Genomic DNA, 14,475 nt, shown 5'->3' with positions numbered 1-14,475 from the left:
GACATGCGCTCCTCCGACGAAATACGCGCGCGCTATACACATTTCGTCAACATTTGGGTATAACCTGCTTCTCCATGGAAGCAGACAGAGCTCAGCTTCACCTGGTCCAGGCCGGTTTCCCGCAACCACCGGCCCTACTCCCGTCGTCTCCGCGCCCCCACCCCGCCGCCCTCCGCCTGCTGTCGCTCGACGCGCACGGCCGTGTGCTCGACTGGATCAACTGGCAGGACGCTACCTGCCTGTATGCCCGGGGAGCGGTCGCCTGGACGCTCGGCGAACCCTGCCTGCACGTGCATGGCGGCCTGAGCCGATTGACGGGCGAGCAGAGCCTGATCGAGCTGCACCCTATCGTGGCTTCCCGTGGCCACGCAAAGGCGCATGCGCTGTCGCCCACGCCTACGCTGACCAATACCGCCCTGTTCGCCCGCGATGCGCACCTGTGCCTGTACTGCGGCCACGAATTCTCGCGCCCGCATCTCACCCGCGACCACGTGCTGCCCATCTCCAAGGGCGGCAGGGACGTGTGGGAGAACGTGGTGACGGCGTGCTTCCACTGCAATTCGCGCAAGAGCAACCGCACGCCGCAGCAGGCCCATATGCCGCTGCTGGCCGTGCCCTACCGGCCGAGCTGGATCGAGCACCTGATCCTGTCCAATCGCAACATCCTGGCCGACCAGATGGCGTTCCTGAAGGCGCAGCTACCGAAGAAGTCCAAGCTGTCGGCCTGATATCCGGCGCTGCGCCAGCCGGCGCACCCGCGCACTTTCCTGAACCCCGTACCCGGCTTCCGGCCGGCTTCACCCCTTTGCTTGCCCCGCTTCACACAAGAGGGGGAAAATAGCGGGCCAGACCAATACCAGCCCGATGATCGACGCCGCCCGCTACCCCCGCCTGTCCCGGATCCAGATTCCCGCCGACCTGCGCCAGTTCGACGAATCCGAACTGCCCGCCATCGCCGAGGAACTGCGCGGCTATCTGATCGAGTCGGTCGGCCGCAGCGGCGGCCACTTCGGCGCAGGGCTGGGGGTGATCGAACTGACGGTCGCACTGCACTACCTGTTCGAGACGCCCAACGACCGCCTGGTGTGGGACGTCGGCCACCAGTGCTATCCGCACAAGATCCTCACCGGCCGCCGCGAGACTATCCACACCGTCAAGCAGAAGGACGGCGTGGCGCCATTCCCGAAGCGCGAGGAAAGCGAGTACGACACGTTCGGCGTGGGCCACTCGTCCACCTCGATCTCGGCCGCGCTGGGCATGGCCATCGCGCTGGCGCAGCAGGGCGACGACCGCAAGGTGGTCGCCGTGATCGGTGATGGCGCGATGACGGCCGGCATGGCCTTCGAAGCGCTCAACCATGCCGGCGGCATGGAGCCCGAACCCAACCTGCTGGTGATCCTCAACGACAACCAGATGTCGATCTCCGAGAACGTCGGCGGTCTGACCAAGATGCTGGGCCGGCTCAGCAGCAGCCGCACGCTCAACGCGTTGCGCGAAGGCGGCAAGAAGCTGCTCGGCGACAAGAAGAAGCCGCCGGCCCGCTTCATGCGGCGCTGGGAAGAGCACTGGAAGGGCATGTTCGTGCCGTCCACGCTGTTCGAACAGATGGGCTTCCACTACACCGGGCCGATCGACGGACATGACGTCGAAGCCCTCGTCGGCGCGTTGAAGACGCTCAAGACGCTCAAGGGCCCGCAGTTGCTCCACATCCTGACCACCAAGGGCAAGGGCTACGAGCTCGCCGAGGGCGACCAGATCGGTTACCACGCGGTCGGTCCGTTCGATCCCGAGAAGGGCCTGGTCAGCAAGGGCGGCGCGAAGAAGCCGACCTACACGGACATCTTCAGCGATTGGCTGTGCGACATGGCCGCCGCCGAACCCAAATTGCTGGGCATCACCCCGGCCATGCGCGAAGGCTCGGGCCTGGTGCGCTTCAGCAAGGAATATCCCGAGCGCTACTTCGATGTCGCCATCGCAGAACAGCATGCGGTGACGCTGGCCGCGGGCATGGCCTGCGAGGGCAGCAAGCCGGTGGTCGCCATCTATTCGACGTTCCTGCAGCGCGGTTACGACCAGCTGGTGCATGACGTGGCCATCCAGCAGTTGGACGTGCTGTTCGCGATCGACCGCGGCGGCGTGGTCGGCCCCGACGGCGCTACGCACGCCGGCAACCTGGACCTGAGCTACCTGCGCTGCGTGCCGCACATGGTGGTGATGGCACCGGCGGACGAGAACGAGTGCCGGCAGATGTTGAGCACCGGCTACCACTTCAATGGCCCTGCCGCCGTGCGCTACCCGCGCGGCACCGGTCCCGGCGTGGCGCTCCAGTCAAACCTCGACACGCTGCCGATCGGCAAGGCCGACCTGCGTCTGCGCGGCACCCGCGTGGCGCTGCTCGCGTTCGGTTCGACCGCCGCCGCTGCCGAACAGGTGGGCCGCGAGCTGGGCCTGACCGTGGTGAACATGCGCTTCGTGAAGCCGCTGGACCGCGACCTGGTCCTTGAGTTGGCGAAGAGCCACCAGGGCTTCGTTACCCTCGAGGACAACGTGGTGATGGGCGGCGCGGGCTCCGGCGTGGCCGAGCTGCTCAATGCCGAAGGCATCGTGCTGCCCGTCCTGCACCTGGGCCTGCCTGACGAGTTCCAGCACCACGCCAGTCGCGAGGATCTGCTCGCCGAGGCCGGCATCGATGCCGCCGGCATCCGGGCCAGCGTACTGAAGCGCTGGCCCCAACTGGCCGCCGGCCAGCCACCGATGACGGCAGCGGGCTGACCGCCGCGCCGGTTCACTCCGGCGCTTCGATTTCGTAACCCTTGGCCTGCAGGGCCGTCAGGTAGCCGTCTGGCCTCACCAGGTCCCAGACGGAAATCGTGGCGAAGGTGATGCGGTTCTTGCGCAACGATGCCTCCGCGGTCTCCAGCCACTGGGCGCGCACGCGCGCTTCGACATCCCGAATGCCATGTTTGCGCGCAGTGTCGGTGTCGAACCATGCCGAGCTGCAGGCGGCGCGTTCGTCCGCCCGTGCGGTATTGCGGATCGCCGTCCAGTCGCCGACGGCCCATGCCCGCGCACTGGCGGCGGTTTGAGGCAGTTCGTGCTCGATCAGGTCCAGCGTCCTGCGGAAACACTCCAGGTCCTGCGGCTTCAATCCTTCCTTCCGGAAATCCGCCAGCGCACCCCGGGGATCCTCAAGCTTGATCGCCAGTTGGGTGGGGGTGCGCTTCATCCCGCGCGCCTTCAACACGTTGTCGACTACGGGGTTGATCACGCTCCCGGCGCCCTGCAGGCCGCTCTTCGAGAGCGCCTTGCCATAGAGCTCGTACACGGCAATCAGCGGACGCTTCTTCTCGATGCCTCCGTCGCGCCCGAGATAGCGCTGCTTCAGCGTGGACCAGCGTGCGTAGAGATCGGCGGGTAGCACGTCCTCGAGCTTTTCGCCGTCGGGATTCTTCGCCGCCTTCATGGCGGACGGCAACATGGTCATGATGCGGAAAAAGCCGACATCGGCGTTGACGGTGACGCCCGGTGAACCCAGCACCTCATCGGCGAGCTGCAGCGCCTGGGTCACTTCGTCCGAACGCCACGTCATGTTCTTCGGCAACGGCGACTGCGTGCCCAGCACGTACATCAGGTGATCGCCGTGGCGCACTTTCCACAGACCCGGACCGGGCTGTACGCCTGCGACGACCACGGCGTCCATCTCGATCACGCCGTCCTTGTCCGTCACAGTGGCCGCCTCCGGAGGCGACTCGGCCTCCTGCGCGCGGGCGGTGTTCACGATCAGCAACGACAGGCACAACATCCCGTAAAGCGGCAGGCGCATCCAGGCGACTCCATGCGAAAGATGCCGAGAGTGTGCCCGCGGACCGCGCGTGCCGGGCATGCCGGCGCGGTGCGCCGGGGGTATCCGTTCAGGCGACCTTGCCGCCCGCGTCGAGCAGGTGGCGGGCGACTTCGCTGCCCGCCTGCATCAGCTCGAACCCCTTCCATGAGAAGCCGGGCGACACCGAACAGTCGACCAGGGTGTAGTCGCCGAGCGAACGCGCGCTCTGCCAGATGCCGGCCGGGACCACCTGGTTGGCCTGGCCGCCGCGCGCGGAGGTGTCCAACTGGACCCGGGTCAAGGTGCGTTGCTCGGGATCGAACAGCGACAGCTCCATGGCCCCGCCTTCGCTCCAGTCCCAGACCTCGGTCGCATCGACACGGTGCCAACGGCTGGTCACCCCGGCCGGCAACAGGAACTTGATGGCGGTGAGCGTGGGCCGCTCGATGCCGTTGACTTCGGTGCGCTTGGCCGACTCGTAGATGCGCCGGAAGTAGCCGCCCTCGGGGTGCGGCATCAGCTGCAGCGTCTGTATCAGTTCGTCGGCGCGTGTCGGCATGCCGCGATCCTAACCAGCGCCTGTCCGTTTGTCTCGTGGAAGAACCCAAAAGCCCGCAATTGAGATCTCTTAACCGTCCACCCTTGGGCTCCAGCGTGTGGCTGCAGAACGCCATGGATCTGTCGCTCCTGAGCCTGCAGCGTCGTGAGGGCATCGTGGCCGCTCAGTTCGCACACGTGCGCGAAGCGGTGTGGCGGGTGGTGCCTCAGCAGACGGAGAACAGCAGCCAGGCCCGGCTCGAGATTGTCCCGACGCCAGACCTGCAGGCTGTCGTCGATCGCTGCCGAGACAAAGTGGTCTCACCCTACCTCATGCACCGCCTGCCGGAGGAGCAGAAGCCCCGTGGCCACCAGGCCGCCGCGCGGTCACATCCTACCCAAGTGCTGCCGGAACAGCTGACGCGCGAGTTCGCATCGATTCGGGACCGGCTGGAGCTAGGCGGCGATCACCCGCCAACTTTCCACGAGATCCGAAGCCTCGGCGCTGCGCCGTTGATGTCGGAGGCCGGCTGGACCAAGCAGCAGGTGCAGGAGCTGCTGGCGCACCAGGAAGTGTCCACGACCGAGATCTACCTCGAGGACCACGAGCTGCCGTGGACAAGGGTCACACCAGGCCTGAAGCTACCAAGCCAGCTCAGACAATTGCGATCGGCGGTGTCGAGGTCGCGACTTGATCTCGCTGCGTGATCTTCAAGGACAGTCCACGCAACTCCACGTCATCCACAACCGCGCGCATGCGCAACGTGCAAGGGCCGGTGAGCTCAAACGGAGATAGCACGATCTGGCCATGGATGACCGACATCAGGCTTTCGTCCGCGCCTTCCGGCGCTGCCGCCGGCATTGTCTCAGGGGGAAGATGTCCCACCACCAACTGCTCGTCGTCGCGTAGCAGGCGAAACGACACGCTGCTTGGCGGCTCATGCGCCGAGAAGATCACGCGCACGAAGACACAAAGCTTCGGCAGCGTTGCAGGAAAAGATTCCACTTGCATGCCGCCCGTGTAGCAGCCCACGAGCGAGATCTTGCCGTTGACCTCTTCTCGAATATCGTCACAGAAGATGCCACCAATCGATCTCTGGATCCTCACGAAGCAGCCTCAACGGAGTCGGCAACCTGCGGCATATACTCGTTTAATGTGTTCATGTCGACACCCAGTGCCGACGCTAGGCGACGGCAGGTCTGTAATGTTGGGCAGCTGTTTCCCTTCTCTATACGTGCGATATGAGGCTGTTGCATGCCGATAGCGCTAGCCAAGTCGGATTGCGACATGCCCCGACTCAAACGGAGGGACTTCAGGGACTTCACGCCCTCTGCTGCAGCACGATCCGCACGGCGCCGACGGCTGGCCTGCATGTCTTGCACCAGAGTCTCGTCACGCTCCGCCATCGATGCGATGAGAGAGTCAATCGATTGACCTGGGCCGTAGTCGACATCGCCGCGCAGCACAAAACGCACAACCTCACCTGAGGTCGCGGTCTGGGGTAGCTGGTCGCCAGCCCTAAAGGAGGGCGTAGGCGTCGAGAACTCTTCGAGTAATAGGGTGACTTGGCTCATAGTTGAAACGATCCCTGTGGACTACGGCGAGGATATGAATGGTGCGGCTGCGTGGAGCGAAGGCATAGATGTAACGGTACTGAATGCCCTCTCGTTCCAGGTCCCACAACTTCAGTCGCCAGAGGTTCCGTCCGGCTTGCTGCTGCGATTCGATCCGCGAAACGTCGATGTTTTCCAGCCAGTCTCCGTTTTCATAGCTGTGGCCATGGACCGTAAGGAGGTCGAGTTGATCCTGGTCATCATTAAGCTCCTGCAGGTAGGTCAGAAGATCGGCGCCGGTGTGGCGATCGGCGGCGCGAATTGCCTGGAGGTCGGCGGCAGCGTCGGGGTGGATTAACAGTTTGAACACTATACCTTCCGTGGTATGTCCTAGTAAACGCCACACCGCACAGTTTGCGGCCCCCGACAGCTGTGATTTGGATCACGTTTCACAAGATATTGATGCCATATCGCGCCCCAGGCCTCAAGCCTTGGGTGTCCAGATAGGGAGGAAATAGGGAGGAATAAGGAGGAAATGAAAAAGCGGCCACCGGATGAACCGATAAGCCGCTGAATTTCAAAGCTAATTTGGTCGGGGTAGCCGGATTTGAACCGACGACCACTTGTCCCCCAGACAAGTGCGCTACCAGGCTGCGCTATACCCCGGATGGGTCCGCCCTGAGGCGGGCGCTGATTATACCGGCATTGCCGCGCCCATTCCTAGGCGCGGGCGGCGCGCTCAGCGGCGCAACAACTGCAGGATTTCTTCCAGCTCCATGCGCACCTGGCGCACGATCTGGTGGCTCAACGCGGCTTCCTGCTTCGCGCCCTCGCCTTCCAGGCGCAGGCGGGCGCCGCCGATGGTGTAGCCCTGTTCGTACAGCAGGCTGCGGATCTGGCGCACCATCAGCACGTCGTGGCGCTGGTAGTAGCGGCGGTTGCCGCGGCGCTTGGCGGGCTCCAGGCTGGGGAACTCGGTCTCCCAGTACCGCAGCACATGCGGCTTCACGTCGCAGAGCTCGCTGACCTCACCGATGGTGAAGTAGCGCTTGGCCGGGATCGGCGGAAGCTCGCGGTTACTGCCCGGATCCAGCATACGTTTCCACCCGCTCCTTGAGTTTCTGGCCCGGCCGGAACGTCACGACGGTCCGGGCCGAGATCGGGATTTCCTCGCCGGTCTTCGGGTTGCGGCCGGGGCGCTGGTTCTTGCGGCGCAGGTCGAAGTTGCCGAAACCGGACAGCTTCACCTGGCGACCCTGTTCCAGGGCTTCGCGCAGGACGTCGAAGTAGGCGTCGACGAATTCCTTCGCCTCGCGCTTGTTCAGACCGACCTCGTCAAAGAGACGTTCGGCCATCTCCGCCTTCGTCAACGCCATGGATTACTGCTTCCCCGTTGCGGCCGTCGCCGGCCTTGCCACTGCCTTCAAACCATTCATCCGCGGATCCGGGCGCCATGCGCCTCACCGATCGCGGCCACCACCGTGGCCACTACCTGCTCCACGTCGCGGTCGGTCAGAGTGCGTGAGTTGTCCTGCAAAATCAAGCCCATAGCGAGACTCTTTTGTCCCGATTCGACCCCCTGCCCGACGTACCGGTCGAACAGCAGGATGTCCCGCAGCAGCGGGCCAGCCGCCGTGCGCACGGTGGCCGCGATGGCCGACCAGGGCACATCGTCGGCGGCGACGAACGCGAGGTCCCGGCGGACGGACGGGTAGCGCGACAGCTCGCCGGCACGCGACAACGCGCGGACGCTGAGCGGTGCGAGGTCCACTTCGAACGCGACCACGTCCGCATCCAGGTCCAGGGCGCGCTGCAGGCGCGGATGCAGTTGACCGATCCAACCGACCTTTTCGCCGTCACGGTAGACATCGGCCGAGCGACCGGGGTGGCCGTGCGGGGCATGCGATGGCCGGTACTCCAGCGTGGCGCCGGACAGTGCCGCAACCGTCTCGAGGTCGCCCTTCAGATCATGGAAATCGACCTTGCGCGCCGGTTCGCCCCATTGCTCGTTGACCGCATCGCCGATCACTGCAGCGGCCAGGCGGGTCGTCTCGCGCGGGGCCGCACCGGCCACCGCCTCGAACACGTTGCCGATCTCGAACAGGCGCACGCGGCCCGCCTGGCGGGCGGCATTGCGCTGCAGCGCGGCCACGACACCCGGCAGCAGCGCCGTCCGCATGATGGCCAGCTCGGCGCTCAACGGATTGGCCAGCGGCACCGCGCCTTCCGACTGCTGCCACTGCGCAAGCCACTGGGCGTCGACGAAGGCGAAGTTCACGGTTTCCAGGTAGTCGCGCGCGGCCAGTTGGCGCCGCACGACACCGGCTTCCACCCGCGTCTCGCTCGGTGAGGCGATGCGCGTGGCGCCACCGGGGAGCGTGGTGGGTACGCGGTCGTAGCCGTGGATGCGGGCGAGTTCTTCGATCAGGTCTTCTTCGATCGCGATATCGAAACGGCGCGTGGGCGCGACGACGCTCCAGCCCTCGGCGACCGCCGCAGCCTGCAGGCCCAGCGCACGGAGGATGCGCTCGACCTCGGCGTCCGCGATTTCCACGCCCAGCACGCGGGTGATGCGTGCACGGCGCAGGCGGATCGCCGTCGGCGCGGGCAGGTGCTCGGCATGTTCGACCACCGTCGTCGGGCCCGGCGTACCGCCGGCGACGTCGAGGATCAGGCGGGTCGCGTACTCGACGGCCACGCGCGGCAATTCGGGATCGACGCCGCGTTCGAAACGGTGGCCGGCATCGGTGTGCAGGCCGAGCTTGCGGCTGCGGCCGATGATGGCCGACGGAATCCAGTGCGCGGCTTCCAGGAAGACATTCGTCGTCGCGTCGGTCACGCGGGTGTCGAGGCCACCCATGATGCCGCCCAGGGCGACGGCGCGCGCGGCATGGCTGCCGCGGCTGTCGGCGACGACCAGGAAGTCGTCATCCAGCGAAACCGTACGGCCATCCAGCAGCTTGGCCTGCTCGCCGGCGCGCGCGGGGCGCACGACGACCGGGCCCTCCAGCGTGTCGCGGTCGAAGGCATGCATCGGCTGGCCCAGTTCGAGCATCACGTACTGGGTGACGTCCACCAGGAAACTGATCGGGCGCACGCCGCTGCGGCGAAGGCGCTCGGCCATCCACACCGGCGTGGGCGCCTGCGCGTTGACGCCTTCGATCACGCGACCAGCGAAGCGCGGCACCTTGGCGCCGGCCTCGAGCGCGATCTCCATCGTCACCGGGCTGTGCGCGGGCACCGGCGCGGCGTCCAGCGGCTTCACCTCGCTGCCCAGCGAGGCCGCCACGTCGTAGGCGATACCGCGCACGCTGAAGCAGTCGGCGCGGTTCGGCGTCAGCTTGATCTCGATGCTGGCATCGGGCAGGCCGAGGTAGTCGGCGACCGGCGTGCCGACCGGCGCATCGGCGGGCAGCTCGAGCAGGCCGGACGCATCGGCGTCGATGCCCAGCTCCTTCGCCGAGCACAGCATGCCGTTCGATTCCACGCCCCGCAGCTTGGCCGCCTTGATGGCGATGCCGCCGACGTTGGCGCCGACCATCGCCAGCGGCGCGATCAGACCCGGGCGCGCATTCGGCGCGCCGCAGACGATCTGTAACAGGCCGCCCTGCCCCGCATCCACCTGGCAGACCTGCAGGCGGTCGGCTTCGGGATGCTTGGCGCACTCGACGATGCGCGCGACCACCACGTTCGCCAGGCCATCGCCGAGCGCGGCGACCTCTTCGACCTCCAGGCCGATCGCCGTCAGCGTGGCCGCCAGCTCGTCTCGAGTGGCCTGGGTGGGAACGTGGCTGCGCAACCAGTTTTCAGAAAACTTCATCGTTCGTGATCCGTAGGGCGGGCCCGGGCCCGCCGTCTTCAAGAGTCGGGTGTCGTAATACCGCGGGGGCGCTACGCGAACTGCCGCAGGAACCGTACGTCGTTCTCGAAGAACGCGCGCAGGTCGTTGACGCCGTAGCGCAGCATCGCAAAGCGTTCGACGCCCAGCCCGAACGCGAAGCCGGTGTAGCGCTCCGGATCGATGCCGCAGTTGCGCAGCACGTTCGGGTGCACCATGCCGCAGCCCAGCACTTCCAGCCAGCGCGTGCTGCCGTCCGGCTGCTGCCAGGCGATGTCGACTTCCGCGCCGGGTTCGACGAACGGGAAGTAGCTCGGGCGGAAGCGCATCTCGAAGTCGCGCTCGAAGAAAGCGCGCACGAACTCGGCCAGCGTGCCCTTGAGGTCGGCGAACGTGGAGTGCTCGTCGACCAGCAGGCCTTCGACCTGGTGGAACATCGGCGAGTGCGTCTGGTCGCTGTCGCTGCGATACACCTTGCCCGCCGCGATCATGCGCAGCGGCGGTTGATGGGCATCCATGTAGCGCACCTGCACGCCCGAGGTGTGGGTGCGCAGCAGGCGACCGTCGCCGAAGTAGAACGTATCGTGCATGGCGCGCGCCGGATGGTGCGGCGGGAAGTTCAGCGCCTCGAAGTTGTGCCAGTCGTCCTCGATCTCCGGACCGTCGGCCAACTCGTAGCCCAGGCGGCCGAAGATGTCGGCGATGCGCTCCAGGGTGCGGCTGATGGGGTGCAGCCCGCCGCGCGTACCGTTGCGGCCCGGCAGGGTGATGTCGATGGTTTCGCCGGCCAGGCGCGCATCGAGTGCGGCGTCTTCCAGCACGGCCTTGCGGGCCGAGAGTGCGTCGCCGATGGCGTCGCGCGCGCGATTGATCGCTTCACCGGCGGCCTTGCGCTGGTCGGCAGGCAACGCGCCCAACTGCTTGAGCTGTGTCGTCACGCTGCCGCTCTTGCCGAGGAGGGCGACACGCAGTTGTTCCACCGCATCCGGCGACTGTGCCGCCGCGATGTCGGACAGGGCTTGCGTGGACAGGGATTCGATATCGCTCATCTGGTGGCAGGACCTCATGTCGTCATCCCGGCGAAAGCCGGGATCCATTTTGCCGTTGCACTTGCTTCACAGGCGGAACGTTGCGCGCGAAGATCAAGATGGATTCCGGCTCTCACCGGAATGACGGCAACCCAAAAAACAATGGGGAAGGACTCGCGCCCTTCCCCACGTGTTCCCGGCGGTGGATTGCCGGAGAGTGCTTTACGGTGGAGACGCGGCTTACGCCGCGAGTGCGCCCTTCGCCTTTTCAGCCAGAGCCGCAAAACCGGTCGCATCGTGCACGGCGATGTCCGCCAGCACCTTGCGGTCCAGGGTGATGCCAGCCTTCAGCAGGCCATTCATGAAACGGCTGTAGCTGAGACCGTTCAGACGGGCGGCCGCGTTGATACGCGTGATCCACAGCGAACGGAAGTTGCGCTTCTTCTGCTTGCGGCCGATGTAGGCGTACTGACCCGCCTTGATCACCGCCTGCTTGGCGACGCGGAACACCTTGCGGCGGGCGTTGTAATAACCCTTGGCCAGGTGGAGGACTTTCTTGTGACGGCGACGCGCCGTCACGCCACGCTTAACTCGTGCCATGTCTCAAATCCTCAGAGGTAGGGAAGCATGCGGTTCAAACGGCCGCTGTCCTCGGCGCGAATGATATTCGTCGCACGCAGGCCGCGCTTACGCTTGGTCGCTTTCTTGGTGAGGATGTGGCTACGGTTGGCGTGGCCAGCCTTGAACTTGCCGGATGCGGTCTTGCGAAAACGCTTCGCCGCCGCCCGGTGGGTCTTGATCTTGGGCATTGCTATGTCCTTGACGGGTTTATGTCACTGATCCGGGCGGCAGTCTGACGACCACGCTTTCCATCCATGCCCATATCGGCTTGTAAGTCGTTGATTCCAGAAGGGAACCCCCGACGGGTCCATCGGCTGCGAACAGCCTCCCGGCGTACCGGGCCGCGTATTATGCCCGCTGCCGTTTTTTCTTGCAAATCCGGCCACTTAGCCGGGGATGGCGACTACCGGAAACAGCAAAGGCGCCTCTCGGCGCCCCTCCTGCGGATCCTGCGCCCGGAGGCAGCCGGGATCACTTCTTCTTCGGCGCGATCATCATGACCATCTGGCGGCCTTCCAGGCGCGGACGGGACTCGATGACGATCTCGTCGCCCAGCTCGGCTTCGATGCGCGCGGCCATCTCGCGACCCAGCTCCTGGTGGCTCATTTCACGGCCACGGAAGCGGATGTTGACCTTGACCTTGTCGCCCTCTTCCAGGAAGCGGCGGATGTTGCGCATCTTGATCTGGTAGTCGCCCTCGTCGGTGACGGGACGGAACTTGAGTTCCTTGATCTCGACCTGCTTCTGCTTCTTCTTGGCCTCGTTGGCCTTCTTCTGCGCTTCGAACTTGAACTTGCCGAAGTCCATGATCTTGCAGACCGGCGGTTCGGCGTTGGGCTGGATCTCGACCAGGTCCAAGCCTTCGTCCTCCGCCTTGGCCAGGGCTTCGTCGCGCGTGAGCACGCCGATCATCTCGCCATCGGAACCGATCACGCGCACCCGCGGCACGCGGATCTCGTGGTTTTTGCGGTTTTGCTTGTTGTCAGGGATGCTGATGTTGCAGTCTCCAGGGATGAATGCGCCGGCCCGCGGGGGCCGGAATCAATTATTGCGCGGCGTGCTCGTTCCGCAAACGTTCGGCGAAGGCGGCAACGGACATCGTGCCCAGATCCTCGCCCGAACGCGTACGCACGGCGATGGCGCCATTTTCCTTCTCGCGGTCACCGACCACCAGCAGGTACGGCACCCGCTGCAGCGTGTGCTCGCGAATCTTATAGCCGATCTTCTCGTTCCGCAAATCCGCCGCGACCCGGAAGCCTTGATTTGCAAGGGTTTTCCGGACTTCGGCCACGTAATCGGCCTGGGCATCGGTGATATTCATCACCACGGCCTGCTGGGGAGCCAGCCAGGAGGGGAATGCACCAGCATGGTGCTCGATCAGGATGCCGATGAACCGCTCCATCGAGCCCACGATGGCCCGGTGCAGCATGACCGGCTGCTGGCGCTGGCTGTTCTCGTCCACGTACTCGGCGCCGAGGCGGCCGGGCATCATGAAGTCGACCTGCATCGTGCCCAGCTGCCAGGTACGGCCGATCGCGTCCTTCAGGTGGTACTCGATCTTCGGGCCGTAGAAGGCGCCCTCGCCCGGCAGCTCCTGCCACTCCACCCCGCAGCTGCGCAGGGCGGCGCGCAGGGCGGCCTCGGCCTTGTCCCAGGTGGCGTCGTCGCCCAGACGCGAGTCCGGACGCAGTGCGATCTTGATCTGGATGTCGTCGAAACCGAAGTCCGAGTACACCTTCAGCGCCTGCTGGTGGAACGCCGTGACCTCGGCCTCGATCTGGTCTTCCGTGCAGAAGATATGGCCGTCGTCCTGGGTGAAGCCGCGCACGCGCAGGATGCCGTGCAGCGCGCCCGACGGCTCGTTGCGATGGCAGGCGCCGAACTCGCCGTAGCGGATCGGCAGGTCGCGGTAGCTGTGCAGGCCCTGGTTGAACACCTGCACATGGCCCGGGCAGTTCATCGGCTTGACCGCGTAGGTACGGTTTTCCGACTCACTGAAGAACATGTTTTCCTTGTAGTTGTCCCAGTGGCCGGATTTCTTCCACAGGGCGACATCGAGGATCTGCGGGCAGCGCACTTCCTGGTACCCGCTGTCGCGGTAGACCTTGCGCATGTACTGCTCGACCACCTGCCAGATGGCCCAGCCCTTGGGGTGCCAGAACACCAGGCCCGGCGCCTCTTCCTGCAGGTGGAACAGCTCCTGCTGCTTGCCGATCTTGCGGTGGTCGCGCTTCTCGGCTTCCTCGACGCGCTGGATGTAGGCCTCGAGCTGCTTCTTGTCGGCCCAGGCGGTGCCGTAGATGCGTTGCAGCTGCTCGTTCTTGGCATCGCCACGCCAGTAGGCGCCGGAGATGCGGGTCAGCTTGAACGCCTTCAGGAAGCGCGTGTTCGGCACATGCGGGCCGCGGCACATGTCCACGTATTCCTGGTGGTAGTACAGGCCCATGGTCGCCACTTCGGGACCCATGTCCTCGATCAGGCGCAGCTTGTAGTCCTCGCCGCGCGCCTTGAAGACATCCACCACCTCGGCACGCGGCGTCACCTTCTTGATGACGTCGTAGTCCTGCGCGATCAGCTCCTGCATGCGCTGCTCGACCGCCGCCAGGTCTTCCGGCGTGAACGGGCGCTCGCTGTAGATGTCGTAGTAGAAGCCTTCGGCGATGACCGGGCCGATCACCATCTTCACGTCCGGGTACAGCTGCTTGACCGCGTGGCCGACCAGGTGCGCGCAGGAGTGGCGGATGATCTCCACGCCCTCCTCGTCCTTCGGCGTGATGATCCGCAGCGCGGCGTCATGGTCGATGACGTCGCTGGCATCGACCAGTACGCCATCGACGGCACCGGCGACGGTGGCCTTGGCCAGGCCGGCACCGATGGACTGGGCCACCTGCATGACGGAGACGGGGTTCTCGAACTCGCGGCGGCTGCCGTCGGGGAGCGTGATGGTGATCATCGGGTGCGGACTCGATTGGGAGGGGCGCCAGCGCGCAGGGCAGCCAGGCAGGGGGACTGACATGAAAAAAGCGCCGCAAGGGCGCCTACGGGATGCAGTGCCTCGGGCAATACCAGGTTCA

The 14,475-nt window shown here is 65.5% G+C and carries 16 protein-coding genes and 1 tRNA gene; 3 read left to right on the top strand and 14 right to left on the bottom strand.

What is annotated here, in order from left to right; genetic code table 11:
• Positions 1–74 precede the first annotated feature (74 nt).
• Together ASD72_RS01685 and dxs are read left to right on the top strand one after the other, a co-directional pair.
• On the top strand, positions 75–728 hold the full coding sequence (locus tag ASD72_RS01685) for an HNH endonuclease (protein ID WP_081420072.1): 654 nt from the start codon (positions 75–77) through the stop codon (positions 726–728).
• Between the two features lie 136 nt (positions 729–864).
• Entirely contained in the window at positions 865–2,772 is a 1,908-nt protein-coding gene (gene dxs, locus ASD72_RS01680) for a 1-deoxy-D-xylulose-5-phosphate synthase (RefSeq protein ID WP_056878223.1), read from the top strand.
• A 13-nt stretch (positions 2,773–2,785) separates the two neighbouring features.
• Here the strand turns inward: dxs and ASD72_RS01675 are convergent, their stop codons facing one another.
• Positions 2,786–3,823: a TraB/GumN family protein gene (locus ASD72_RS01675; protein ID WP_056878222.1), complete on the bottom strand. Its 1,038-nt coding sequence runs from the start codon at positions 3,821–3,823 to the stop codon at positions 2,786–2,788.
• 88 nt (positions 3,824–3,911) lie between these two features.
• Positions 3,912–4,382, bottom strand: a complete 471-nt coding sequence (locus ASD72_RS01670) for a cupin domain-containing protein (protein ID WP_056878221.1) — start codon at positions 4,380–4,382, stop codon at positions 3,912–3,914.
• 35 nt (positions 4,383–4,417) lie between these two features.
• On the opposite strand from ASD72_RS01670, the gene ASD72_RS01665 reads away from it, so the two are divergent.
• Positions 4,418–5,068, top strand: coding sequence for a tyrosine-type recombinase/integrase (locus tag ASD72_RS01665; protein ID WP_343123676.1), 651 nt, complete (start codon positions 4,418–4,420; stop codon positions 5,066–5,068).
• Here the strand turns inward: ASD72_RS01665 and ASD72_RS01660 are convergent.
• From ASD72_RS01660 to thrS, 12 genes are all read right to left on the bottom strand, one after another.
• Entirely contained in the window at positions 5,016–5,468 is a 453-nt protein-coding gene (locus ASD72_RS01660; RefSeq protein ID WP_056878220.1) for a hypothetical protein, read from the bottom strand. The genes ASD72_RS01665 and ASD72_RS01660 overlap by 53 nt on opposite strands.
• On the bottom strand, positions 5,465–5,935 hold the full coding sequence (locus ASD72_RS21270) for a helix-turn-helix transcriptional regulator (protein ID WP_200948794.1): 471 nt from the start codon (positions 5,933–5,935) through the stop codon (positions 5,465–5,467). Before ASD72_RS21270 ends, ASD72_RS01660 begins: the two co-directional genes overlap by 4 nt.
• Positions 5,880–6,284: a hypothetical protein gene (locus tag ASD72_RS20760; protein ID WP_155944413.1), complete on the bottom strand. Its 405-nt coding sequence runs from the start codon at positions 6,282–6,284 to the stop codon at positions 5,880–5,882. The genes ASD72_RS21270 and ASD72_RS20760 overlap by 56 nt, the downstream gene beginning before the upstream one ends.
• Before the next feature lie 219 nt (positions 6,285–6,503).
• A tRNA-Pro gene (locus ASD72_RS01645) sits at positions 6,504–6,580 on the bottom strand.
• A gap of 73 nt (positions 6,581–6,653) precedes the next feature.
• Positions 6,654–7,010 (bottom strand): MerR family transcriptional regulator, encoded by a 357-nt coding sequence (locus tag ASD72_RS01640; RefSeq protein ID WP_056878218.1) that lies wholly within the window; start codon positions 7,008–7,010, stop codon positions 6,654–6,656.
• On the bottom strand, positions 6,991–7,290 hold the full coding sequence (locus ASD72_RS01635) for an integration host factor subunit alpha (protein WP_055936063.1): 300 nt from the start codon (positions 7,288–7,290) through the stop codon (positions 6,991–6,993). The genes ASD72_RS01640 and ASD72_RS01635 overlap by 20 nt, the downstream gene beginning before the upstream one ends.
• A 56-nt stretch (positions 7,291–7,346) precedes the next feature.
• Complete coding sequence (gene pheT / locus ASD72_RS01630; RefSeq protein ID WP_056878217.1) at positions 7,347–9,734, bottom strand: phenylalanine--tRNA ligase subunit beta; 2,388 nt, start codon at positions 9,732–9,734, stop codon at positions 7,347–7,349.
• Positions 9,735–9,805: 71 nt separating this feature from the next.
• Positions 9,806–10,801 (bottom strand): phenylalanine--tRNA ligase subunit alpha, encoded by a 996-nt coding sequence (gene pheS / locus ASD72_RS01625; protein WP_056878216.1) that lies wholly within the window; start codon positions 10,799–10,801, stop codon positions 9,806–9,808.
• Between the two features lie 219 nt (positions 10,802–11,020).
• Positions 11,021–11,380, bottom strand: coding sequence for a 50S ribosomal protein L20 (rplT, locus tag ASD72_RS01620; RefSeq protein ID WP_056878215.1), 360 nt, complete (start codon positions 11,378–11,380; stop codon positions 11,021–11,023).
• An 11-nt stretch (positions 11,381–11,391) separates the two neighbouring features.
• Positions 11,392–11,589: a 50S ribosomal protein L35 gene (gene rpmI, locus ASD72_RS01615; protein WP_014160066.1), complete on the bottom strand. Its 198-nt coding sequence runs from the start codon at positions 11,587–11,589 to the stop codon at positions 11,392–11,394.
• A 283-nt stretch (positions 11,590–11,872) separates the two neighbouring features.
• On the bottom strand, positions 11,873–12,397 hold the full coding sequence (gene infC / locus ASD72_RS01610; RefSeq protein ID WP_233210880.1) for a translation initiation factor IF-3: 525 nt from the start codon (positions 12,395–12,397) through the stop codon (positions 11,873–11,875).
• 49 nt (positions 12,398–12,446) lie between these two features.
• Entirely contained in the window at positions 12,447–14,354 is a 1,908-nt protein-coding gene (thrS, locus tag ASD72_RS01605) for a threonine--tRNA ligase (protein ID WP_056878213.1), read from the bottom strand.
• Positions 14,355–14,475 lie beyond the last annotated feature (121 nt).

Origin of the sequence: Pseudoxanthomonas sp. Root630 (assembly GCF_001427585.1) — a bacterium.
GTDB lineage: Bacteria > Pseudomonadota > Gammaproteobacteria > Xanthomonadales > Xanthomonadaceae > Pseudoxanthomonas_A.
The sequence above is the reverse complement of the archived record's forward strand: the minus strand, read 5'-3'. Positions and strand labels throughout refer to the sequence as shown.

Bases quoted from the DNA above. Each gene is read 5' to 3' on its own strand.
- ASD72_RS01675 (WP_056878222.1), bottom strand. From the start codon at position 3,823: ATGCGCCTGCCGCTTTACGGGATGTTGTGCCTGTCGTTGCTGATCGTG.
- ASD72_RS01670 (WP_056878221.1), bottom strand. From the start codon at position 4,382: ATGCCGACACGCGCCGACGAACTGATACAGACGCTGCAGCTGATGCCG.
- ASD72_RS21270 (WP_200948794.1), bottom strand. From the start codon at position 5,935: ATGAGCCAAGTCACCCTATTACTCGAAGAGTTCTCGACGCCTACGCCC.
- ASD72_RS01640 (WP_056878218.1), bottom strand. From the start codon at position 7,010: ATGCTGGATCCGGGCAGTAACCGCGAGCTTCCGCCGATCCCGGCCAAG.
- rplT (WP_056878215.1), bottom strand. From the start codon at position 11,380: ATGGCACGAGTTAAGCGTGGCGTGACGGCGCGTCGCCGTCACAAGAAA.
- thrS (WP_056878213.1), bottom strand. From the start codon at position 14,354: ATGATCACCATCACGCTCCCCGACGGCAGCCGCCGCGAGTTCGAGAAC.
- ASD72_RS01635 (WP_055936063.1), bottom strand. From the start codon at position 7,290: ATGGCGTTGACGAAGGCGGAGATGGCCGAACGTCTCTTTGACGAGGTC.
- pheT (WP_056878217.1), bottom strand. From the start codon at position 9,734: ATGAAGTTTTCTGAAAACTGGTTGCGCAGCCACGTTCCCACCCAGGCC.
- rpmI (WP_014160066.1), bottom strand. From the start codon at position 11,589: ATGCCCAAGATCAAGACCCACCGGGCGGCGGCGAAGCGTTTTCGCAAG.
- dxs (WP_056878223.1), top strand. From the start codon at position 865: ATGATCGACGCCGCCCGCTACCCCCGCCTGTCCCGGATCCAGATTCCC.
- pheS (WP_056878216.1), bottom strand. From the start codon at position 10,801: ATGAGCGATATCGAATCCCTGTCCACGCAAGCCCTGTCCGACATCGCG.
- ASD72_RS01685 (WP_081420072.1), top strand. From the start codon at position 75: ATGGAAGCAGACAGAGCTCAGCTTCACCTGGTCCAGGCCGGTTTCCCG.